We start from the raw sequence: 21979 nt of genomic DNA, 5'->3' as shown, positions 1-21979 counted from the left end.
CTCCTCAAAAAACGAAACGTCAGTGTAATCACTGCTTAATGTCTAAGAGTAACCGGAAAGCCAATAAGTTTCCAATACTTCACAAGATTATTGCAAGAAATTGGTGGGCGAGGCCGGTTGAGTCAGAGGGGGGGAGGGTAAATAAAGTTTTGAGCAATTTCTACCTTGGTTCTTTGCCTCATAGAGCGCGGTATCGGCCCGAGATAAGAGTTGGTCTAGCGTACCGCACCCCGTACTAAATGCCGCCACGCCGATTGATAGTGTCGGCTTCGCTTGCAAATGAGGTTGCTGATCATAAAAGCGCGTCAAACCTGCTTGTAACTGCTGCGCAAAAGCTAATGCCGTCTCGCCATCGGTTTCTGGCAATAAATAGGCAAATTCTTCCCCGCCCATCCGCGCCAACACATCTTGTTCTCGTTGGCATTCGGTAAAGTATTTTCCTAGCGCAATCAGCGTGTCATCCCCCGCTTTGTGTCCAAACATATCATTAATGAGCTTAAAGAAATCCACATCAATGAACAGTAATGCGATCGGCTGTTTGGCTGCCGCATGTTGCTGCAAGATGGTTTCTGCATGTTCCTGAAAATATCGGCGGTTGCCGATATTAGTTAGCAAATCCGTTTTCGCTTGGCGTTCTAAAGATAATCGTGCGGCGTGGTATTCAATTGCTAAAGAAGTAATGCTAGCCGCTTGCTCAATCGAGGTGAGGTCTTCCAAGGTCGGATGGGTGATTTCTCGATGATAAATCGCAAAACTACCCAATACCTTACCGCTAGAAGAAAAAATGGGCTGAGACCAACAGGCGGCTAGGCCTGCTTGGCTAACTAATGCTTTAAAGGGGGCCCAATAAGGATGGGTCAGAATATCTTCAACAATCACCCGCTTGCCAGAGGCAACAGCGGTTCCGCAAGAGCCAACGCCAATGCCTGGCGATAAACCATGCACTGCTTGGTTGTAAAAGTCAGGCAGGCTAGGGGCAGATCCGCAAAGTAGATGCTCACCATCATCGCTTAGCAGTAGGATCGAGCAAAGCCGTCCGGATACCTCGGCTTCTAAGCCTTTCACAATGGCATCCAAAATTTCTTGTAACGGGGCTTGGCTAGCTGTTAGCGCAAGGGCTAACTGTCTGGTTTCATCTCTTTGTTTGATGCGCCAATGGTTGGTGATGTCTCTCCCTACACCAATGACGCCACAGAGTTGATTGGCATCATCATAAAAAGGGGACTTCACAATTTCATATAAACGCTGCCCCATGGTTTGATGAATTAACCAGTCTTCTGTAATCAGCGGGGCAAGGGTCGCCATTACCTGAATATCTCTGGTCTGAAAGAGTTCTGGGTTAGACAGCATGGGTAAGTCGGTATCTTTTTTACCTACTATCTCGGCAATAGATAGCCCAGCATATCTAGCAAACGCTTGGTTGCAACCCACATAGGTACTCTGCTGATCTTTAAAATAGATCAGATCAGCAATAGAGTCGATTACATGTTGCAAAGGAAGATGCTTGTCCACGCGGCATTTTTTCGCAAAGTTTATGCCCTCAGTCTAGGCGATTTCACTGGCTTAGCAAGAAAAATGGACAAATTTTATAAAAATCACAAAATAGGGCTAGCTTTTTCAAAAAAACGTGTGTATTATTCGGCCTTCGTTACCGCATGTCGGTAGCGATAATCTGAATGGAAGCGTGGCAGAGCTGGTTTAATGCACCGGTCTTGAAAACCGACGGGGATTAACGTCCCCCGTGAGTTCGAATCTCACCGCTTCCGCCAAATTCAAACAAAAAGCCCTGATTATTCAGGGCTTTTTGTTTTTCTACGTTCTCAATGTATATAAGTAATCATCTGAAATATTGCAAATACAGCCTTACTGGCACTTTTGTGTATAAGCAGCCCACCGCCGAATGATGTGAAATATATTCTGCAGCGGAGGCCGCTAAGCCAGATGCCTTTCTTTTTCACCAAACTCAATTCTTAAAACTAGGCGGCATCTCTCCTCGATGGCGCACGCAAATCAATTAGTCGTTTCATCTTTGCATGTAGGTTGAAGCCGAGAGTCTATCGGTCGAGTAAGTGCCATTTCAAAAAAATCACCATTTTCCGTGGTCTTATCTTTCATCGATGCAACGCCATCAAGCAAATGGGTCAGGTACACCGTCTTGCCACTCGGTAGCTTGATTTCTGTCCAGACTTTCGGTGTAACGGAGTGATCTGCATGAACGCAGCGATCCGCCATTATCCGGAATTTTGCACCCGGAAGATTCTTCTTGAGCAGCGGGGTAACCCTGTATTGCGCTATATCGTTGCTGGCAAAGAATAAGCGAGCAGGGGCTTGCCCAGAGGCGGGTATTTGTACCCGCATTTGAATGTCTTTGGTGTTAACATCAAAAGACCCAATCCAATTCTGTTTGTCCCCAGTGTGGCTTAACCACTGAATACCGGTCATTTTCTGGTAACTGGCAATTTCCCCTCCATTGGCAAACTGTTCCGCTATCGTCAATAGCGTCGGTTTATCTTTGGCTTCTGCATGGGCGATTAGGCAACTGCCTAGAAAAAGGGTGGTTAGCGTGTTGACTATAAGTTGTTTCATGGTGGGATGACTCATCGGTTATGGTGCGTTATTTAACGCAGCCATGTTTGTTCACTAAGAGAGGCGATTGGTTGGATGTACTGGTTTTCAATGTCCTCCAGACAGTCTTTGCCGAGGATCAACGGGCGAATCAAAGCAAACTTTCCTTTTACCTGAGGTAACTTTCGTGTGGCGGTAGACGCATTCAAGGTGCTTGTCTGATCTTTCACCACTCCCTTGTCAAAGTGGATGGCTCTTTCGATGAATTCATCCGCTAGAACACCTGTCATCACTTTTTGGGATAGTTGCCACTGACGTTGCCGATTCAACTTGAAAACGGCACTTTCATGCCCTCTTAAAAATTGAATGCCTAATTCGAGCTGCTTTGACGAAGCAACAATAAAGGGATGCTCATCATCATGAGGTTGTTCCCCTTTTGCATCCGAACCCAGCAATTGGCTATCCTCCGCCCATAGTGAATAGCCTTTTTGCTGCCCTTTTAGCAATAAAAACCAGCGATGAAAGTTTTCGGTATTTGGTACTTGCCGGTCACCATCAGCGACGAGGGTAGGCCAAGGGCTGGTGGATTCAATAATCAGTGCCACATCCTTGATGTGATCACCATTCAGGTCCGCCACCTTTTTTGCCACCACTTTCCAGCCAGCGGGTACGAATTGTTCTGGCTGTTTGGCAAAGGCAGGGATGGAGGGTAGTTCGGTTGTATTGGCGCAAAAACGCTTGTCTGCTGCCTGCGTAAAAAAGGGAAAAAGGGAAAAAGGGAAATGCCCGTGGCAACCCAGATGCAGATTGTTAATGGAGTAAATTTCATCAAGTGTGACCCGGAAGAGTGGTTTGGTGGCAACTGTGGATTCTCGGCAGATTCTTTAGATGGACAATACTGCATGGAGAGACCCTATGAGGCCTCTCCTGTGATTACATGCTTCGACTTGCGGTGCTGAATGTCCGAGGGCGTTAGTTGGGTTGGTAGGTTGTTCTGGTGAAATAGCGTTTGCTACCGGTTGAGCTTTCTGGCTCATTTCACTCATGATTTCACCCGCTTACATTCTTCGTTTTCAATTTCTTGCGCAGGTCGGGTACGGCTAAAATCTAAACTGTGCTCGCTAAAATCCCCATGTGCAGAAGCGAAGCTATAATCGAGGTCTTGCAAGAACAGTTTTTTGCCTGTAGGTAGTGTTAACTCTAGGAACACGGTGGGGCTCCCCCGCTCATACATATTTTCGCATTTATCCGCAATCACTCGATATTTGACGGAAGGAAGCTGCTGTTTTAGAAATGTAGCCAGAGGCACACCAGTATCGTCCAAGATGATTGAAAATTTGCTAGGGCGATTGGTTTCTTCTCCAATCCTGAGTCGGAGTTTTTGTTTGAAACCTGGCAGTTTCAACTTGGACTTCAGTACCAGACCTTTACCGTTTTCTAATTTCTCCGTTTTCTTATTTTCCGTGCTCAAGGCAGGTAGCTTCGTAAAAGCAGGCCAGTCAGCACTCTCGCTAAGCAGTGTCGCAAACTGCTCGACGGGAGTAGGTGCTTCAGCAGCAAAAACGCTATGAGAAGATAAACCAATCAACAGACTGGTAATTAGGCTAATGCGAAAAGATGTTTTCATTTTGCAATTTGTTATTTTATGGAAATTGCATTTTACTTGCCAATGTCATTTATGACAATGACAAATGCATGAAAGGGCTTGCGAAAACTACATACGGACCAAGCTGCGTCTGGAGGCAGTGCCAGACACCCTCCCCTGTGAAGGGGAGAGATGGAGAGGGGTATTCGGTCAGATCAGAGAATGTCCCTACCTCATTCGTAGTAAGAGCATTCAGCGGTAGCCCAGATTAGGCATTGAACCCCTGAGTTTAGTTGTTCGCATTTATTCATAGCGTTTGACTCAGCCTCTTCCGGGCTATCACCAATGCCGCCAACTACGTGGTTAGGACTACCAATAGGGGTTCTCGCTGCAGCTGTTGCTCCACAACCATTTTTGTAGGCGATGATCACCTTGCGGCCCGGTAAACCGCGCTACTGAACAGCAGCAGATTTAGCGGCAGCAGCGGAGGTGTAATTGTTAGAGCTATATGATGCTTGGCCAGTGACAACATCAGCGGCAATCGCGCCGAAGTAGTCGCGGGGCGTGTGTTGTGTCGGTGTTGAAGATCGCTGTGTACCGGGAAGCCAATATCCACCTGCATAGCCTTGGCACTGTCCAATAACTGCGCTGTAGTAACTCTTATCACCGCACATATCATCTGCCTGCGCCATCAGACCCATGGTCAAGAGCATCGCAGCAAGTAGAAAAGCGCTTTTCTTCATAAAATGAGGTTACTGATAATAAGAGCACGAACCACGTGACCAGATATGGCAATTGCTACCCGATTTGGTTTGTTCACATTTATCCATCGCATTGTCTTCGGCCTCTTCTGGTGAGTCGCCAATACCGCCGACTACATGATTGAGTGTTGAAGAAGCAGTTGCCCCACATCCGTTTTTGTAAGCAATGATCAGTTTGCAGGTGCTTAGAGCACAACCTTTTAAAGCAGCTTGTTTTGCAGCACTGGCAGATGTGTAATTGTTTGATTCGTGTGCCTGCTCGCCATTCACTACATCTGCTGCGATTGCGCCGTAGTAGTCGCGGGGTGTGTTTTGTTGGGTGTTTGATGATCCTCTGGAACCTGCACTCCAAATCCCCCCGTTATACCCTTGGCACGCATTGATTGCGCCAACAAAATAGCCATCATCCCCGCAAAGATTATCTGCCTGCGTCATCAAACTGATGGTACAGGCAATCGAGGAAAGTAATAGCGTACGTAAACAGCGTTTCATCGTATTAGGTTATTCGTAGTAGGAGCAGGAGGCCTTAGACCAGATATCACATGTACCGCCCGATTTGGTTTGCTCACACTTGTCTAACGCATTTTGTTCCGCCTCTTCTGGCGAATCTCCCAGACCACCAACAACATGATTGGTGGCCGATGTGGCGGTAGCTGCGCAGCCATTTTTATAAGCAATGATGACTTTACAACTGGATAGCCCACATCCTTTTAAAGCTGCATTTTTAGCTGCGGCAGCCGATTGATAGTTGGTTACCTTGTAACTGTTTTGACCATTGACCACATCTGCAGCAATAGCGCCGAAGTAGTCGCGGGGCGTGTGTTGCTGTACATCTTTTCGGGGGGGGAATACACCACCTGGATGAGGGGGGTATGACCCATCGGGATAAAAACAGACGCCTTGTTGAGGATCGTAATTACCTGATTCATAACAAAGGTTGTTAGCATTTCCTGCTACAGCAGGTGCTGCGAGCCAAAGTAGCATTATAACTGTCATTCTCATCTTCATACCTCTGTGGTTTTTACCTGTGCATTAGCCCGTAACCCTGAAATCCGTTGTTGAGTATCTGACGTATTTTGAAACGGCGCTATGATTGAACCAGAAATTTTGTCTCCTAAATTTCGGAGGCCAGACTGCTGTGCTTGGTTGTATGTGTTGGAACTTTCAGAGCTTGTTTTGGGGCTTGAACTATCTGTCATTCCGTGCGTGTCTTTGCCTCCACCATTTGCAGCAGATCGGTTTCCAAACAAGCTAAACGCATTCTGACTAGAGAACGTAGCCCCCAGCGAAGATCTAAAGAACGTCATGGTCATTGGTGGTACGGTGATGATCAATGTCGTCATCAATAAGCCGATCCCGCCTTGCATCATGGCGGTTTGGGTCATGGAAGTGTAGCCGCCGCTGCCTTTGCCAAAGACATTGATTGCGTAATTGGCGATGTCGGCGGCAATAATAGCTTCGGCATATCTTTCGGTAAGGTCTAATGCCCAGCCGGTCACTACAGCGAGGATGCCCATGGTGAACATGATGCCAATCAAGTATTGAATCCATCCCCAGAAAATCGACTTTGTGCTTTCAAACAGTAGAGAGAGGATACAGATCGGGCCAAAGACAATGGCGAGTGAGAGGGCAATCTGGTTGAGCAGGCTAAACGCGCCACCGACCATGGCCGGAGATGCGCCACCGATGCCACTCGCGAGTAGAGCGGTGGTCAGCGAGCTAGTAGAGGCCGAGCCGCTGGGGTTAGCTTCCAGAAACCCTTGCAAGCTGTTAATGCCAGACAAAATCATATCGGTGTTTTTAAGGTTGTTGTCGACCAAGTCATAGACATTGGTGTGGGTTCCGGTGACCAACGACGTTACATCATCACGCAGGTTATTAACGTGACCGAGGATATCGGCCGCATTCATGTGCAGTCCATCAAAGTTGCTGGAGGTGTATTTTATAGGTCAATGTCATTAATGACAAATGCAAGATTTTGGGTCGGGTTATTCGTAGTAGGAGCAGGAGGCTTTGACCCAAGTGAGACATTCAACGTCTGGGTTCAATTGCTCACATTTGTTCAAAGCATTTTCTTCCGCCTCTTCCGGGCTATCGCCAATGCCACCGACTACGTGGTTAGGGCTACCAATAGGGGTTCTTGCCGCTGCAGTCGACCCACAACCATTTTTGTAAGCGATGATGACCTTGCAGCCAGATAAACCGCATTGCTGAAGAGCAGTCTGTTTGGCTGCCGAAGCAGAGGGACTGTCTTTTGCGATTCCCCCTTGTTTACCAGTGACAACATCCGCAGCAATAGCGCCGAAGTAGTCGCGGGGCGTGTGTACTTGTGAGTCATTACCACCGGGGGTATAAATACCTCTACCTCCAGCACCACGGCAGAGCCTTAAGTCCGGGTCCCAATAGCCATCGCCGCAGAGTGCTGCAGATGCAATTGCTGGAAGCAATAAAGACAATGCGGATAGGCTACTAATTAGTGGAAAATGACGTAATCTCATGGTGTTGGATTATTGGTAGTAAGAACAAGTTTTGTAATGTCCCCAAATCTGGCATTGACCGCCATTTTTGGTTTGCTCGCATTTATCTAACGCATCTTGTTCGGCTTCTTCGGGAGAGTCGCCAATGCCACCCACCACATGGGTATCACTAGAATAGGCGGCCGTACCACAGCCGTTCTTGTAAGCAATAATGACTTTGCAACCCGGCAGCCCACACCCTTTTAAGGCTGCTTGTTTGGCTTCACTAGCAGAACGGTAGTTATTACTGTTAAACGAACGGTCTCCACCTTGTAGATCAACGGCTACCGCGCCGAAGTAGTCACGGGGCATATTTTGATTGCGGTTAATAATATTTCCACCAGGGTGGGGGGCACGGGAACCATCAGGATAGTGGCAAGTTCCACTGGAAGCGTCATAGTTTCCCCCCTGATAACACAGGCTACTATCTGCCTGTACCAATAAACTCATTGTTAAGGCAATCGAGGAAAGTAATAGCGTGCGCAAACAGCGTTTCATCGTGTTAGATTATTCGTAGTAGGAGCATTTGGCGCGGGACCATATTTGGCACTGTCCACCATTTTTGGTTTGCGCACACTTATCTAACGCATTTTGTTCAGCTTCTTCTGGTGTATCGCCAATGCCACCAACTACATTACGAAGTGAAGAGGTTGCGGTTGCACCACAGCCATTTTTGTAAGCAATAATGACTTTGCAGCCGGGTAAACCACATCCTTGCAAGGCGGCTTGTTTAGCTGCGGCTGCTGAAAGGTGATTGTTTGCCCGCGCACTCTCTTTACCCTCTACAACATCAGCGGCAATAGCGCCATAGTAGTCGCGAGGTGTGTGTTGTTGATTTCTATTTTCTTGACCTGGGTAATACACTCCTGCACCTGCTCCTCCTTGGCAAAGATTCAGTGCAGGATCCCAGTGACCATCACCACATAAGCTATCTGCCTGCGTCATCAAACTGATGGAGCAGGCAATGTAGGAAAGTAAAAGCGTGTGTAAACAGCGTTTCATCGTGTTAGATTATTCGTAGTAGGAGCATTTGGCGCGGGACCAGATTTGGCACTGACCACCATTTTTGGTTTGTTCGCATTTATCCAAAGCATTTTGTTCTGCTTCTTCTGGTGTATCGCCAATGCCACCAACTACATTGCGAAGTGACGAGGTCGCAGTTGCACCGCATCCGTTTTTGTAAGCAATAATGACTTTGCAGCCGGGTAAACCACATCCTTGCAGGGCGGCTTGTTTAGCGGCTGCTGCTGAAACATGGTTGTTTGCCCGCGCACTTTCTTTGCCCTCGACAACATCCGCAGCAATGGCTCCGAAGTAATCGCGGGGCGTGTGTTGTTGGGTATTTGATGAGCCTCTAGAGCCAGCACTCCAAACCCCTCCGTTATAGCCTTGGCACAAATTCAAAACGGTATTGAAGAAACCTTTATCCCCGCAAAGACTATCCGCCTGCGTCATCAAACTGATGCTGAAGGCAATGAAGAAAAGTAGCATGGTGCGGAAATGTGACTTCATGATGCTGTGTTATTCGTAGTAAGAGCATGAGTTTTTAGCCCATACGACACATTGAACACCGGGGTTTAATTGTTCACATTTATCCAATGCATCTTCTTCTGCTTCCTCTTGGCTATCGCCAATGCCACCAACTACGTGGTTAGGGCTACCAATGGGAGTTCTCGCCGCAGCCGTCGCACCACAGCCATTTTTATAGGCGATGACTACCTTGCAACCAGAGAGTCCACACTTTTGAACGGCAGCTGATTTGGCAGCTGCAGCGGAGGTGTAATTATTGGCGCTATAAGATGCTTGGCCAGTCATGACATCAACAGCAATAGCGCCGAAATAGTCTCGTGGAACATTTCTATTAGATGGTCGTGAGCTTGAGCCCGGAGGATAATACCCCCCATTGGGGCCGACACATGAAGATAGTTCGGGGTGATAATACCCCTCGCCACATAAATAGTCAGCACTCGATGAAAAAGAGATAAAAAATAATATTAAGCAAATTAGTCTCATTTCATACTTCCTGAACTTTTTTCGATGCATTGCCACGCTTGCCAGATGTGATAGCGTCTTTATTACTAGAGATAACTTTTAGTGCAGGCTGTTGTTATTAAAATTAGTAAAAATAACAATAGGTTACGATGTGTTTTTATCTTAAAAATATGTATATGTAATATATGTAAATTGCATAAGGTGGCGGATTTTATTACAATGGTTTACAAATTTCAATACATAAGCATAAACATATGACAAAAACATCAATGTCGCCATCGGGAATAACCCTGCTAAAGCTGATCGGCTGTGGATTGATGCTGGCTGACCATGTCAATAAATATTGGTGGCAGTGGCGATTTGAGTGGATTTTTAGTTTAGGTAGATTGGCGATGCCAATATTTGTGATGGTGATGGCGCATCATTTAGCAAGATGGTATGGCGATAAGCAGATTTGTCTTGCTAAAGGGAAAAGGCAAATTGGACAGTTGGTGCTATTTGGGACAATTAGCGCTATTCCCTATATTGGACTAGGTCGCACGGGGCCTTATCTAGAGGCTGATTATTTACCTTTAAATATACTGTTTTCTTTAGCGCTGGGCGTGGCTGTTATTGTCTGTTTTAGGAAAGGGACGCCGCAAAGTTGGCTGGTGGGGATTGCGCTCTTTGCAATCGGCGGGGCAGTAGTTGAGTATGGATGGTGGCTATTGTTGCTAATGTTTACTGCCGTGGCTTATTTTCGTCAGCCAGAGAAACTGACGTCGATTGCTTTGTTGATGGCGTTGATGGCCTTGCAAGTCGTGAACCAGAATCCTTGGGCGGTGGCTGCTATCGTTCCGGTCTTTTTGGTGTCTCATTATCAAGGTGCAATACCCAAATTGCCTAGGCTGAAATGGGCATTCTATTTATTTTACCCCGTGCATCTCGTGCTGATTTGGCTAGTAAAAATATATGGAGAGATTCCCTATTTTTGAGCCAAACAGTGGCTACTTGCTTGGCGTCGTCAAGGCTGTTTTTGCTGGATCTTGGGTTAGCTCTAAGAATCGCTTCTTATCTGCTTCTGCTTGCGCAATGATGCGTTGCTTATCTGCTAGCTTGCCGTCTAGTGCGCGTTTGGTTGCTAGTAGATCTACTTCGGTGTCTTTAATATCTTTGTTTAAATCTTCTGGCACGGGTTTGCCAGATTTTTGCAGCATGGCACTTTGTGTGTGATAGGCATTTAGGCGGGCTTCGGTGGATTTAAACCGAGAGCGTAAAGAGTTGATGTCACCTTGAATTTGTTGCAGGTTTCGGTCGCGCTTGCGATCAATTTCTGCGGTGGAGTCAAAGCTAGAAACAAGGGCTTTATCGCGCAAAAAGGCCTCTTCTTTTTGCCGGTCTTGTTCACGCTTTGCTTTGGCGTCTTGTTCTCTTTGTAATTTCTCTTCTGGGGTGAGCACGCCATCGGTTTTTTTGATGAGCGTGCCGCGCGGTGTCATGACCGTTGTCCCCGATTTGGTCGTACCGGGGTTTTTATCGCTGTATTGAACATGGCCGGCTTCATCTACCCAACGATAGAGTTCTGCATGGCTATACTGCGCCATGCAGATGGTCGATGTAATCCAAACACAGCGATAAATGGAACGCATAGTCGCGTTAGACTCCGTATTGTTGTCGGTAAGCCTCAATTTTATGCAAATGTTGTGCCAATTCTGCTTTGCCTGTCAAGAAACTAAACAGGTCGTTTAGCTTGGCAATGGAAATGACTGATAAACCATGTTGTTTTTCTACCTCTTGTACGGCAGATAATTCGCCTTGTCCTTTTTCCATGCGATCTAGCGCAATGGCTACGCCGGCAGGGGTGGCGCCCGCTTGGCGAATGAGGGTGACAGATTCACGAACGGAGGTGCCCGCGGATATGACATCGTCAACAATAATAATGTTGCCTTTTAGTGGCGCGCCGACGAGTGTACCGCCTTCGCCGTGGTCTTTTGCTTCTTTGCGATTGAACGCAAACGGCACATTGTGACCTTTTTCGGCAAGTGCAATGGCAATACTTGCCGCTAATGGGATGCCTTTATACGCTGGCCCGAATAGCATATCGAACTGAATGCCAGAGTCTAAAATGGCTGTGGCGTAAAATTGGCCGAGTTTTCTTAGGCTATCGCCATCATTGAATAATCCGGCATTGAAGAAATAAGGAGACAAACGGCCTGCCTTGGTGACAAATTCTCCGAAGCCTAATACGCCGCGTTCGACTGCAAATTCAATAAAATCCGTGCGAAAGTTACTCATCCGATTTACCATCTTAAGTTTTGAAAATTAACCCCATTTTAGGATGGCCAGTTTGTCTGGCGATGGGGTGAAAAAATATTGTGAAAGTATAAAAGTTTTAGGACAGGAAAGCGAATTAGATGCGTATTGTTTCTGCCAATTTGAACGGGATTCGTTCTGCAACGACCAAAGGTTTTTTGGATTGGATGCGCCAAGATGGTGCTGATGTGATTTGCTTGCAAGAGTTGAAAGCCCAAGCTGCTGACATGACGCCGGCTTTTCTGAACCCGGAAGGCTATTTTGGTTTTTTCCATTACGCAGAGAAAAAAGGCTATAGCGGGGTAGGAATATATACCCGACAACAGCCTGATAAGGTAGTGACTGGCTTGGGCATCCCTGAATTTGATGCAGAAGGCCGCTATTTGCAGGTGGATATTGGTAATTTAAGCGTGGTATCACTGTATTTGCCTTCTGGTTCTAGCTCGGAAGAGCGCCAGACGGTGAAGTTCGATTTTATGGAGCGGTTTTGGCCAACGCTGGCTAACTTGATGCAGAGTGGCCGTGAAGTGGTGATCTGTGGTGATTGGAATATCGCGCACAATGAAATCGACCTGAAAAACTGGAAAGGCAACCTGAAAAACTCGGGTTTCTTGCCAGAAGAACGTAGTTGGATGACCAAAGTACAGCAGGAACTGGGCTGGGTGGATATTTGGCGTACCTTGTACCCGGCGGTACCTGGTTATACCTGGTGGTCGAATCGCGGTCAGGCTTACGCAAAAGACGTGGGCTGGCGGATTGATTACCACCTGACGACTCCGGGTATTGGCGGCACGGCGAAAGCATCTAGTGTGTATAAAGATCAGAAGTTTTCTGACCATGCACCGCTGATCGTCGATTACGATTTCCAAGTATAAATAGCGCTCAATCACAGGGATGAGAGACATGGCTTCCTTGCCTAAACAATGGCAATCATTTCACCGCTACTTTGCGATCTTGCTGCTGGGGTTTGCCTCTGGTTTGCCGCTGGCGCTAACCGGCCAAGCCATGCAGGCTTGGTTGACGGTAGATTGTGTGGATATGGCGACCATTGGTTTTTTTAGTTTAGTCGGGTTGCCTTATACCTTTAAATTTCTGTGGGCGCCGCTCATGGATCGCTTTGAGCTGCCATTTTTGGGGCGCCGACGTGGTTGGCTGGTACTGACACAGTTAGGTTTGGCGTTGGTGCTGTATGGAATGTCGGGTAGCTCTCCGAAGGCAGATACAACGGGCTTTGCCTTATTGGCACTGCTGGTGGCGTTTTTATCAGCCTCGCAAGATGTGGTGATTGATGCGTATCGCACTGATGTGTTGAGTGACAAAGAGCGTGGCTTAGGTTCTTCTATTGGGGTATTCGGCTACCGTTTGGCGATGATCTTGTCTGGGGGGATTGCGCTGATTTGGGCTGATCCTGAACAAGGTTTTGGCTGGGGCTGGGGGCATGTATATGCGGTGATGGCTGGCATTATGTTGGCCGCGTCCGTGTGTTCATTATTGCTACTACCTTCTGTGCCTAAGCATCTGAAAGCACATAGCTCTGTTGCCAGTCGCGATTTGATCGGTTTTGTGGCGGTGGTGGTGGCAGTGGTGATTGGTTATCAGGTGACCAATAAAGCCGTAGCACCTTTAGTAGATAAGGCATTAACCCCGCTATTTGCTAGCCCAGAAGTGCCCGTGCCAGCGGTGACGGGATCGGTGTCTAGTCCTGTTGCGAAACCTGCGGCGCCAGCCACGGTTGCGTCTTGTGCACCAAAAGCAACGGCAGATAAAGCGGATGCCGCAAAAGTAGATGTTGCAAAACCCGCTGCGAAAAGACCGGATGATGGTAAGAAGAAGTGGGCAGATCTGCTAACGCTAATTTTAGGTGTGGTGATTACCTTGCCGCTGGCTTATTGGGCGGCTAAAACGGCGAAGTTCGAGACACTCAATGCTTCCTTATCGAGCTATTTTACCCAATCTGGTGCAATGGCTTTCTTGGGCTTTATTATCCTCTACAAATTAGGGGATGCATTTGCGGGGACGTTGACTACGCCATTCCTGATTAAGGGCATGGCATTTGCGCAGGCGGAAGTCGGCGTGGTGAATAAGGTGATAGGCATCTGGATGACAATCGGTGGCGCCTTGTTAGGTGGTGCCTTGATGATCCGGCTAGGGTTGTATCGCTCGCTAATGTTGTTTGGCGTATTGCAGTTATTATCGAATTTTGGGTTTTATCTGTTGGCGGTGTTGGGTAAAGGAGCGTGGGGGACGTTTACTTTACCGGCATTTGACTGGGTGCTTGTATCACTGAAAGAGGCGTCGTCCGTAGATAATCTCCTGCTAAGTGTGGTGGCGTTCGAGAACATCACTAGCGGGATGGGAACGGCTGCGTTTGTGGCCTTCCTGATGGCGTTGTGTAATCAGCGCTTTAGTGCAACTCAGTATGCGCTATTGTCGGCATTTTCTGCGATAGGACGTGTGTGGGTTGGCCCGATGTCGGGCGTATTGGCCGAGTCGATTGGCTGGCCAAGTTTCTTTGTCTTCTCTGCTGTGATGGCGATGCCGGGTCTGTGGATGTTGTGGCGCTTGCGCGATAGTATTCTGACGCTGGTAAAACCTGCAGATGCCCCCCTGGAGGATTAATATGAGTTTACCGAATATTGCATTGGTCGCGACTGGCGGCACGATTGCAGGCCAAGCCGCGAGTGCTGGCGAGGCAGTTAAATATCAACCTGGCGCACTGGACGTTGGCGTGTTGCTAGCGGCGGTGCCGGGTGTGGACGCATTAGCGAATTTGCAAGCCGAGCAGATTTTTGCGATCGATAGTGCGCATATTACCGTTGCACATTGGTTGCAACTGGCGAAGCGTGTTGAGGCGTTGTTAGCCGATGATACGGTGGATGGTGTGCTGGTGCTGCATGGAACGGACACGATGGAAGAAACGGCTTTCTTCCTGCAGTCTGTATTAAGTAGCGATAAGCCGGTAGTGCTAACCGGGGCTATGCGCCCAGCAACGGCGTTGTCAGCTGATGGCCCAATGAATATGCTGCATGCGGTGAGTGTGGCGGCAAACCCGGCTAGTCGTGGCAAAGGCGTGCTGGTGGTATTTGGCGATGCGATTTTGTCTGCACGCGGTTTGCAAAAACGCGATGCAGTACCAGCGGCATTTGATGCAGATCGCTACGGCCGTCTTGGCATGGTGGCTGGCGCGGACGTGTTCTATTACCAACAGCCAGCAAGGGCGCGCGGCGGCTTGATGCCCACGGGTGATGTGCTACCTGCTGTGAATTTACTTTATGCCTATGCAGATATGCCGGCGAGCCTTGTGTTAGCGGCCGCTGAAGGGGCGAAAGGCTTGGTGCTGGCTGGGTTGGGTAATGGTAATTTACGCCCGGATTGGCTAGCTGCAGTGTCCGAGCTGATTGCTCGTGGTGTGAAAGTAGTGCGAGCTAGCCGCGTACCAAATGGCACCGTTGTGCATAATCGTACCTATGAGGATGATGCGCTAGGGCTATTGAGCGGGGATAACCATACGCCGCCGCAAGCAAGGGTGCTATTGATGCTGGGGATTGCGGCAGGGCTGGATAATAAAGGTTTGCAAGGATTGTTCGATCAGCGTTGATCTGACCGTTACTCCCACTGCCCCTCCTGTCAGGGAGAGGGCGGTGGGAGTAAAAACTAAGATTAGTTCTTCTTCATGCCAGCGACTAAGGTCGTAATATTGTGACGGTACATCTCTAGGTAAGTGGCTGCTGGGCCGCCCTTTTTAGACAGCGCATCACTAAATAAGCTATCCCCAGTACTGACGCCTGCCTCAGCACTTAGCTGCTTTAATAGCTTAGGGTTACTGATATTTTCGACAAACACCGCTTTAATTTTCTCTTGGCGAATTTGCTTAATTAAATTGGCCACATCTTTTGGCGATGCTTCTGCTTCGGTGTTCATCCCTTGTGGCGCTAGGAATTCAATCGCAAAGCGTTTGGATAAATAACCAAAGGCATCATGTGACGTAATGACTTTACGCTTACTGGCCGGAATGCTGTTTACCTCTGTTACTACCCACTTTTGTAAGTCTTCTAATTTCGTTGTGTATTGTGCGGCTTGTTGCTGGTAATAGGCTTTGTTTGCAGGGTCTGCAGTTGCCAAACCATTGGCAATATTTTTGACGTAAACCACCACATTGGCCGGGTTTTGCCATGCATGAGGATCTGTCTCTTGCTTGCCATCCTCTTCCATGGTTTGGGTTTTAATACCGCTGCTCACCGTAATGCTTTTGGCTTTTCCGCCCGCTGCCGTTGTTAATCTTGGCATCCAACCTTCGAAACCCAAGCCATTCATGAATACCACTTTTGCTTTGCCAACTGCTTGTGCATCTTTAGGGCTAGGCTGAAAGACGTGTGCGTCTTGATCCGGGCCAACTAATGTCGTCACAGAGACTTTGTCTCCGCCAATTTGTTGAACTAGATCACCTAGTACAGAAAAACTAGCAACCACCGGTAGTTTTTCTGCCGCGTGGCTTAGAATGGAACTGAGACTGAGAATCAATACGCTTGATGCTTTTAGTAAGACTTGACGATTCATGAAGCAATCTTTCATTAACAAAAAATAGATTAACCCTCTAAATGGCGAAGGCGGAAGAGTCTCCATAGCATCCCGCCTCGGGTGCCAATGAGTAGTGATCCTATATAGGCAAGACCCGCCGTTAAAATAATAGAAGGGCCAGAAGGCAAGTTGCCATGGTAAGAAATCAATAAGCCGGTGTAGCCAGAAATAAGCGCAATGCTAATTGCTACAAGGCAAAGTTTAGGTAGGTTATCCGTCCATAAACGCGCGCTGGTTGCTGGCAACATCATTAAACCAACCGACATCAGCGTGCCAAGTGCTTGAAAGCCGGCAACTAGGTTCAGTACCACTAGAATCAGGAAGGCAAAGTGGGCAATGGCACCTTTGCCGCTGGTGGCACGCATAAATTCCGGGTCAAAACTTTCGATCACCAATGGACGATAAAATATAGTGAGCACCAACAAGGTAAAGGTGGCAATGCCAGCGACTAAATAGAGCGCCGCATCATCAACCGCTAGCACAGTGCCAAATAGAATATGCATCAAATCAACATTGCTACCCCATTTAGACACTAGCAGTACGCCGGTGGCTAAAGACAGCAAATAAAAGGCCGCAAAACTGGCGTCTTCTTTGAGTTCGGTCATCCGCGTGACTAAGCCCGCCAATAGCACAACCACCAAACCAGCAATAAACCCACCAATACTAAGAGCCACTAAAGAGAGCCCGTAAGCAATAAAGGCAATCGCCGCACCGGGTAAGATGGCATGGCTCATCGCGTCACCCATTAAGCTCATCCGGCGTAACACCAGCAATAGACCAATCGGTGCACAGCCTAATGCCAAAGCAAAACATCCAATTAAGGCATGCCGCATAAAGGCAAAATCAGCAAACGGTTGCCACAACAAATCATATAAAGACATTAATGCGCACCTTCTACTTGAGGCTGTTCATCCCGATGGCAAACCGCTGCATTCTCTATCCAGTTTTCTGCCATCGCATTGGCTTTTTGCAGATTTGCCTTGGTGAGCACCTCTGTCGTCGGACCCCAAGCAATACACTCTTTTGCCATTAATAATGATTCAGAAAAGTGGTTTTTAACCTGTTCGTAATCATGGAGCACACTAATAATGGTGCGCCCTTCGTAACGCCAATGATCAATCAGATGAAGTAAATCTTGTGTGGTGCGCGCATCAATCGCCGTAAATGGCTCGTCTAAGAGGATGAGCGGTGAGTTTTGTAGCAAAATCCTAGCAAACAAAACGCGCTGAAATTGACCAGAAGATAAGCTACCAATATGGCGCGGCCCAAAGCCTTCTAGCCCAACCTTGATTAGTGCGGCCTCTGCTTCGGCCCTTGCTGTTTTGCTCACGCCACCAAACCAACCACTTTTACGCCAATTGCCTAACAAGACCGCATCTAACACCGAAATGGGGAAGGTGCGATCGATATTGGCAGCTTGCGGTAAAAAAGCGATATCTTTCTTCGCAATGCCATGAAACTGAACCATCGAATCCGATGCAGGAATTAAACCGACAATCGCCTTCAGTAGCGTGCTTTTTCCGGCGCCATTTGGCCCAATAATGGCCGTTGCCTCACCTGCATGAAAAGTACCGGACACATGGTGAACAGCAGGGTGGCGATGATAACTAAGGGTGACATTGTGCAGACTAATCACTGGTTTCATGACACCCCCATCGCCCACCACACACCAAGCCACAGTAAAACAATGGCAGGTAGTACAATTAATACCCGTTGCCAAACGGGAGCAGAGAGAAGCGTCCACGCAGCAAAGCGAGATGGAACTGCCGCTGGTTTCGCATGGACATGATCATGCGAATGGCTATGACCATGCTGGTGATTACCATGATGATGCCCGCCATTCATTGCATATTCCCTTTGGCTGCATGGCAGGCAGTACACAACCCCTTGATTTCTAATTCCTGATGCCCAGGCACAAATCCATGTGTTTTGGCTGTTTCTGCCAGCGCAGATAACCACGGTGCATCTGCAATCTCAATCACGTTATGGCAGTGTTCGCACACCAGCAACAAACCATGATGGTGCGGTTGACTAAACTCTGGACAGGCCACAAAGGCATTCACAGAATCCAAGCGGTGAATCAACCCCACGCTCAGCAAAAAATCTAAAGCACGGTACACCGTCGGCGGCGCCGCATTTGGCCGCTGTCGTTGCAGTTCTGACAAAATGTCATACGCCTTCATCGAATGCCCATGGCTAAACAAAAGGCTTAGCACCTCGCGACGGATGTCCGTGAGTTTCTCGCCACGGTCTAAACACCAGCGGTTCGCAGCTTCGAGTTGATCAGAAAGTGTGTGTGCCATGAAGTTGGGAGTTAGTTGATATTGTTACAATATAACATACAATTTTTAATTGGGAAAATTTTAAGAAATCACCACAAAAGTTATGAGAGTAAGGTCAAAAAAAGAGCAAATCTGACAAAAGACATTGCGATGATATCGACATGCATGAAACAATCTCGCCTAACTGAAAAATGAGCATTTAACGCTTTATGGTAAAGAAAAAAATATTGGTAACCGGCGGTGCTGGATATATCGGCTCTCATACCTGTGTGGTCTTGCAAGAAGCGGGCTATGAAGTAGTGGTTTTTGATAACCTAAGCAATAGCAAACCAACATCATTAAAAAGAGTGGGAGAGAACACAGGGGTTGAACCGATGCTTGTGATTTGGGCAGTTGCGGAGACAATAAAGTATTACGAAAACAATGCAATCGGATATCAATGATTAGTAGGGGCTATAAAAGCGTAACGCTAAGCACTATTACACGGTCTACAGACTCAGGATGGAGTATCTATAAAAAAGGATAAACCAGTAAGATGATCTAAACACTGTATGATAGGATGAAGTATCTTAAATAAATAAAAAGTAAAAATATGATATATAATTCCTAAGTTTTTGAGAAGAAATGGATTAATTTTTCAGCGGCTGTTTTTGAACGAAATCTTTTGGAATAAAGGTTATGGCAATTCGTGCGTAATTCTTCGTATTTTGATGGGTTGTTAATCGGTAGGCTGAGAAAATTTAATATATCTTCGATATTTGTTTCAAGAGTAGGATCAATGACAATGCCAAGATTTTCTTGTAAAACTAAATTGGCTAAGTCTGAATTAAGTGTCGTAAAAACTATCACTGGCGTTTTGTACATCATATAAGTAATAAATTTTCCAGGAATATTGTGAGTTCGATGTCTATGATCTAATGCAACTATGCCAAATTTTGAGAAAGAAAGAAGAGATGGGATGTCATTAGGATTGACTTCATCTGAGAAGATAACATTATTATAGTTTTGATTTTTAAAGAAATTCTGAAGTTTTGATTTATAAGAGCCTTTACCAATGAATAGAAAGGTACATGCTACAGAATTTTTTTCTAAAATTTTATGAATGGTTGTGGCGACATACTCAAGACCTTGTGCAATTCCCATGTTGCCCGTATAAACAATCAAATTGGTATTTTTTGAGAGCTCTTTGAAATTATTGGAAAGAATAATTCTTGGTGTGAACCAGTTATCAAAAACTTCAATTTCCTTTTTTATTCGAATAAATTGTGGTAAAAATTGAAAGTTTCCTTGAGATTGAATGCCAATTTTATCAGCAATAAAAAACTGAAATAATGATAAAAATTTTAGCGTATAAAATATTAACTTACTATTAATAACACCAAGGTCAAATGCCCATTGAGGAAAGATGTCTCTCAAAATTAGGTAGGAAGATGTTTTGTACTTCCTCTTGAGAAAGAAAATTAGAGGGAAAAAGAAAATAGATGGTGAGTACCAGGCAATCCCATCGCAGTGATTTGGTAATATTTTCCTTGAAATCAGAGTTTTAATCATTTGATATGGCATTACGAACTCAAATAATGTCCTCTTAAAAAGATTGGTTGATTTAAAATTTGAAGTTTTTAATCTAATTATTGTAATGTTATCTTGTTTGAAAATATGTAAAGGGGCAGATAAATCTGGCGAAGGAACTAAAATAGTGGTTGACACATTTAAATCGGTCAAAGCAAATGCCAAATCTTCCATGTGTATCGCTGCAGAAGAGTTCATGGGCGAGTAAGCATCGGATACGAGTATAATATTCATAAAGTTAATTTAGAGTGTTTAATAAATTAAAAAATGTGATTGAGTCATTAAATGTATAGTTTAATCATGCCAGTCTATAATGGCAAAAAATATTTTGAAGAGGCCATCCAATCAGCAATTCTATCTTTAGAAAAGGATGATGAAATAATCGTTGTGGAAGATGGCTCTTCAGATGGTGGCGTTGCAGAAATTATAAATCGCCAATCATCAGTATGTAATATTTCATACTTTAAAAAGGATAATGGTGGTGTTGCATCCGCACTTAATCTTGGCATTCATAATGCAAAAAATGAAAATTTTGCATGGCTAAGCCATGATGATATGTATTTACCGAATCGCTTTAAAGTAGATAGAAGTCTAAGGGTGCATGCTAAAAATATCGTTACTGTATCAAATTTTTATTTGTATTTTAATGATAGTAAAAAATTAGTGACAATAAATAATTCTAGAAAAATTGGGGCAAGACAAAAAATTAAGTTATTAGGTTCTAGATTTTTAAATGGAAATTGCCTCACGGCGCCTATAGAACTATTATTATCGCTTGGTGCATTTTCGGAAAATCTTAGACATACACAAGATTATGACCTTTGGCTAAAAATAATTGAAAAAACAAATTTTACCTCTATCAATGATGCTACAGTTATTTCACGTCAGCATGCAGATCAGGATAGTGTAAAACTTTCTAGCGCTGCAAGAAAAGAATATATTGACATGGTTAAGTCAAATTTGACAGTAGCAGATATCATAAATCCTCTCAATTTTTTTGAAATACTGAAGATTTCAAAGGATATGTTATAGCATGAACAATAAAATTGAAGTCTTAAAAGACCTAGATGAATTAAAACAAAAGCTAAGGCACGACTATAAAAAATTCAAAAGAGTGCTAGATGTTGGCTGTGGAATACGACCTTTTTCTTGGGTGCCTAGTGAGTCAATAGTATGTGTCGAGCCTCATGATAAATACAGAGAAATTTTATCTGCTACATTTGCTAATGAAGGATTAATAACTATAAATTCTGGTTTCCCTGATTTTCTAAAAATAATTAATGTAGAAGAATATAACTTGATTTCATTAATTGATGTTATTGAGCATTTACCAAAAGAAGTGGGTATAAGTGGATTAAAAGAAATAATAGATGGGAAACCAAGTAATATCTTTGTTTTTACCCCAAATGGGTTTATGCCGCAGCATTCTACTGGAATTGATGCATGGGGTATCGAGTGTGGCATGCAGCAAGAGCATTTATCAGGGTGGTGTATCGAAGATTTTAAGCAATTAGGCTTTAACAAATTTCTGATTGTGAAGGATCTGCATGTCGAAAATGAGAAAAGATGGGATGGTTTGCTTGCTATTTATTCAATAGAAAATAATAAAAGCAATAAATCATCTGTATGGGATCCAATTGAATACCCTAATTCTCCTAATGAGACTGCAGATACTGTAATTATATTTGGTAGACACAATAGGTTTTCTGGTAGCGTAGTTGGGACTCATGTACGAAGAATTGGGAAAAAGGTATATATTCCGAGTTTATCTTTCTTGTCAAAAAAGATAAGTAATATCTATAAAAAAATAATTGTCAGTATTGTTCGGGGCTGCTAAAT

28 protein-coding genes, 1 tRNA gene and 1 pseudogene are annotated in these 21979 nt (G+C 45.6%); 8 read left to right on the top strand and 22 right to left on the bottom strand.

Annotation, left to right across the window (positions count from 1 at the left end):
- Positions 1–87 precede the first annotated feature (87 nt).
- Positions 88–1512 (bottom strand): sensor domain-containing diguanylate cyclase, encoded by a 1425-nt coding sequence (locus tag LIN78_RS04555; RefSeq protein ID WP_227178930.1) that lies wholly within the window; start codon positions 1510–1512, stop codon positions 88–90.
- Between the two features lie 166 nt (positions 1513–1678).
- On the opposite strand from LIN78_RS04555, the gene LIN78_RS04550 reads away from it, so the two are divergent.
- Positions 1679–1769 (top strand) — tRNA-Ser (locus tag LIN78_RS04550).
- Positions 1770–2010: 241 nt separating this feature from the next.
- Here the strand turns inward: LIN78_RS04550 and LIN78_RS04545 are convergent.
- The 13 genes from LIN78_RS04545 to LIN78_RS04485 all read right to left on the bottom strand — a co-directional run bounded on the left by LIN78_RS04545 (position 2011) and on the right by LIN78_RS04485 (position 9440).
- A complete protein-coding gene (locus LIN78_RS04545; protein ID WP_227178929.1) occupies positions 2011–2586 on the bottom strand; it encodes a hypothetical protein in 576 nt (191 codons plus the stop codon).
- Between the two features lie 32 nt (positions 2587–2618).
- Complete coding sequence (locus LIN78_RS04540) at positions 2619–3215, bottom strand: hypothetical protein (protein WP_227178928.1); 597 nt, start codon at positions 3213–3215, stop codon at positions 2619–2621.
- Between the two features lie 392 nt (positions 3216–3607).
- Positions 3608–4192: a hypothetical protein gene (locus tag LIN78_RS04535; protein WP_227178927.1), complete on the bottom strand. Its 585-nt coding sequence runs from the start codon at positions 4190–4192 to the stop codon at positions 3608–3610.
- Positions 4193–4383: 191 nt separating this feature from the next.
- On the bottom strand, positions 4384–4581 hold the full coding sequence (locus tag LIN78_RS18375; protein WP_227178926.1) for a DUF4189 domain-containing protein: 198 nt from the start codon (positions 4579–4581) through the stop codon (positions 4384–4386).
- 21 nt (positions 4582–4602) lie between these two features.
- Positions 4603–4893: a hypothetical protein gene (locus LIN78_RS04525; RefSeq protein WP_227178924.1), complete on the bottom strand. Its 291-nt coding sequence runs from the start codon at positions 4891–4893 to the stop codon at positions 4603–4605.
- A gap of 9 nt (positions 4894–4902) precedes the next feature.
- Positions 4903–5403 (bottom strand): DUF4189 domain-containing protein, encoded by a 501-nt coding sequence (locus LIN78_RS04520; RefSeq protein WP_227178922.1) that lies wholly within the window; start codon positions 5401–5403, stop codon positions 4903–4905.
- Between the two features lie 9 nt (positions 5404–5412).
- On the bottom strand, positions 5413–5907 hold the full coding sequence (locus LIN78_RS04515; protein WP_227178920.1) for a DUF4189 domain-containing protein: 495 nt from the start codon (positions 5905–5907) through the stop codon (positions 5413–5415).
- 8 nt (positions 5908–5915) lie between these two features.
- Positions 5916–6821 carry a type IV secretion system protein gene (locus LIN78_RS04510; RefSeq protein WP_227178918.1) on the bottom strand — a complete coding sequence of 302 codons (906 nt, stop codon included), beginning with the start codon at positions 6819–6821 and terminating at the stop codon, positions 5916–5918.
- Between the two features lie 78 nt (positions 6822–6899).
- Positions 6900–7409, bottom strand: coding sequence for a DUF4189 domain-containing protein (locus tag LIN78_RS04505; RefSeq protein ID WP_227178916.1), 510 nt, complete (start codon positions 7407–7409; stop codon positions 6900–6902).
- Between the two features lie 9 nt (positions 7410–7418).
- On the bottom strand, positions 7419–7925 hold the full coding sequence (locus LIN78_RS04500) for a DUF4189 domain-containing protein (protein WP_227178914.1): 507 nt from the start codon (positions 7923–7925) through the stop codon (positions 7419–7421).
- A 9-nt stretch (positions 7926–7934) separates the two neighbouring features.
- Positions 7935–8429 (bottom strand): DUF4189 domain-containing protein, encoded by a 495-nt coding sequence (locus LIN78_RS04495; RefSeq protein WP_227178912.1) that lies wholly within the window; start codon positions 8427–8429, stop codon positions 7935–7937.
- A gap of 9 nt (positions 8430–8438) precedes the next feature.
- Positions 8439–8939 carry a DUF4189 domain-containing protein gene (locus tag LIN78_RS04490; RefSeq protein WP_227178910.1) on the bottom strand — a complete coding sequence of 167 codons (501 nt, stop codon included), beginning with the start codon at positions 8937–8939 and terminating at the stop codon, positions 8439–8441.
- A gap of 9 nt (positions 8940–8948) precedes the next feature.
- Entirely contained in the window at positions 8949–9440 is a 492-nt protein-coding gene (locus LIN78_RS04485) for a DUF4189 domain-containing protein (RefSeq protein WP_227178908.1), read from the bottom strand.
- 233 nt (positions 9441–9673) lie between these two features.
- On the opposite strand from LIN78_RS04485, the gene LIN78_RS04480 reads away from it, so the two are divergent.
- Complete coding sequence (locus LIN78_RS04480) at positions 9674–10393, top strand: TraX family protein (protein ID WP_227178906.1); 720 nt, start codon at positions 9674–9676, stop codon at positions 10391–10393.
- Positions 10394–10405: 12 nt separating this feature from the next.
- Here the strand turns inward: LIN78_RS04480 and LIN78_RS04475 are convergent, their stop codons facing one another.
- Together LIN78_RS04475 and pyrE are read right to left on the bottom strand one after the other, a co-directional pair.
- Positions 10406–11047 (bottom strand): DUF4124 domain-containing protein, encoded by a 642-nt coding sequence (locus LIN78_RS04475; RefSeq protein WP_227178903.1) that lies wholly within the window; start codon positions 11045–11047, stop codon positions 10406–10408.
- A 7-nt stretch (positions 11048–11054) separates the two neighbouring features.
- Positions 11055–11693, bottom strand: coding sequence for an orotate phosphoribosyltransferase (gene pyrE / locus LIN78_RS04470; protein WP_227178901.1), 639 nt, complete (start codon positions 11691–11693; stop codon positions 11055–11057).
- 119 nt (positions 11694–11812) lie between these two features.
- Here pyrE and LIN78_RS04465 point away from each other — a divergent pair, with 119 nt between their 5' ends.
- Genes LIN78_RS04465 through LIN78_RS04455 form a run of 3 tightly spaced genes read left to right on the top strand, consistent with a single transcriptional unit; the run spans position 11813 to position 15309 of the window.
- A complete protein-coding gene (locus tag LIN78_RS04465; protein ID WP_227178899.1) occupies positions 11813–12586 on the top strand; it encodes an exodeoxyribonuclease III in 774 nt (257 codons plus the stop codon).
- Positions 12587–12614: 28 nt separating this feature from the next.
- Positions 12615–14330, top strand: coding sequence for an AmpG family muropeptide MFS transporter (locus tag LIN78_RS04460; RefSeq protein WP_227178897.1), 1716 nt, complete (start codon positions 12615–12617; stop codon positions 14328–14330).
- 1 nt (position 14331) lies between these two features.
- Complete coding sequence (locus LIN78_RS04455) at positions 14332–15309, top strand: asparaginase (protein ID WP_264474488.1); 978 nt, start codon at positions 14332–14334, stop codon at positions 15307–15309.
- Between the two features lie 62 nt (positions 15310–15371).
- On the opposite strand, the gene LIN78_RS04450 is transcribed toward LIN78_RS04455, so the two are convergent.
- From LIN78_RS04450 to LIN78_RS04430, 5 genes are read right to left on the bottom strand one after another with little or no spacing between them, the layout of a single operon-like run.
- Positions 15372–16268 carry a metal ABC transporter substrate-binding protein gene (locus LIN78_RS04450; protein WP_227178893.1) on the bottom strand — a complete coding sequence of 299 codons (897 nt, stop codon included), beginning with the start codon at positions 16266–16268 and terminating at the stop codon, positions 15372–15374.
- 29 nt (positions 16269–16297) lie between these two features.
- Positions 16298–17170: a metal ABC transporter permease gene (locus tag LIN78_RS04445; protein WP_227178891.1), complete on the bottom strand. Its 873-nt coding sequence runs from the start codon at positions 17168–17170 to the stop codon at positions 16298–16300.
- A complete protein-coding gene (locus LIN78_RS04440) occupies positions 17170–17934 on the bottom strand; it encodes a metal ABC transporter ATP-binding protein (RefSeq protein ID WP_227178889.1) in 765 nt (254 codons plus the stop codon). The genes LIN78_RS04445 and LIN78_RS04440 overlap by 1 nt, the downstream gene beginning before the upstream one ends.
- Positions 17931–18134 (bottom strand): hypothetical protein, encoded by a 204-nt coding sequence (locus tag LIN78_RS04435; protein WP_227178886.1) that lies wholly within the window; start codon positions 18132–18134, stop codon positions 17931–17933. The genes LIN78_RS04440 and LIN78_RS04435 overlap by 4 nt, the downstream gene beginning before the upstream one ends.
- Positions 18131–18592, bottom strand: a complete 462-nt coding sequence (locus LIN78_RS04430; protein WP_227178884.1) for a Fur family transcriptional regulator — start codon at positions 18590–18592, stop codon at positions 18131–18133. Before LIN78_RS04430 ends, LIN78_RS04435 begins: the two co-directional genes overlap by 4 nt.
- Before the next feature lie 188 nt (positions 18593–18780).
- On the opposite strand from LIN78_RS04430, the pseudogene LIN78_RS04425 reads away from it, so the two are divergent.
- Positions 18781–18898: pseudogene (locus tag LIN78_RS04425) on the top strand (NAD-dependent epimerase/dehydratase family protein); the annotation flags it as partial.
- Between the two features lie 279 nt (positions 18899–19177).
- On the opposite strand, the gene LIN78_RS04420 reads toward LIN78_RS04425, so the two are convergent.
- Positions 19178–20338: a glycosyltransferase family 4 protein gene (locus tag LIN78_RS04420; RefSeq protein WP_227178882.1), complete on the bottom strand. Its 1161-nt coding sequence runs from the start codon at positions 20336–20338 to the stop codon at positions 19178–19180.
- Positions 20339–20425: 87 nt separating this feature from the next.
- Between LIN78_RS04420 and LIN78_RS04415 the strand changes: the two genes are divergently transcribed.
- Positions 20426–21172: a glycosyltransferase family A protein gene (locus tag LIN78_RS04415; RefSeq protein WP_227178880.1), complete on the top strand. Its 747-nt coding sequence runs from the start codon at positions 20426–20428 to the stop codon at positions 21170–21172.
- Position 21173: 1 nt separating this feature from the next.
- Positions 21174–21977, top strand: a complete 804-nt coding sequence (locus LIN78_RS04410) for a class I SAM-dependent methyltransferase (RefSeq protein ID WP_227178878.1) — start codon at positions 21174–21176, stop codon at positions 21975–21977.
- Positions 21978–21979 lie beyond the last annotated feature (2 nt).

This window comes from Leeia speluncae, assembly GCF_020564625.1.
Classification (GTDB): Bacteria; Pseudomonadota; Gammaproteobacteria; order Burkholderiales; family Leeiaceae; genus Leeia; species Leeia speluncae.
Note: the sequence above shows the minus strand (reverse complement) of the source record. Positions and strands in the feature narration are given on the sequence as shown.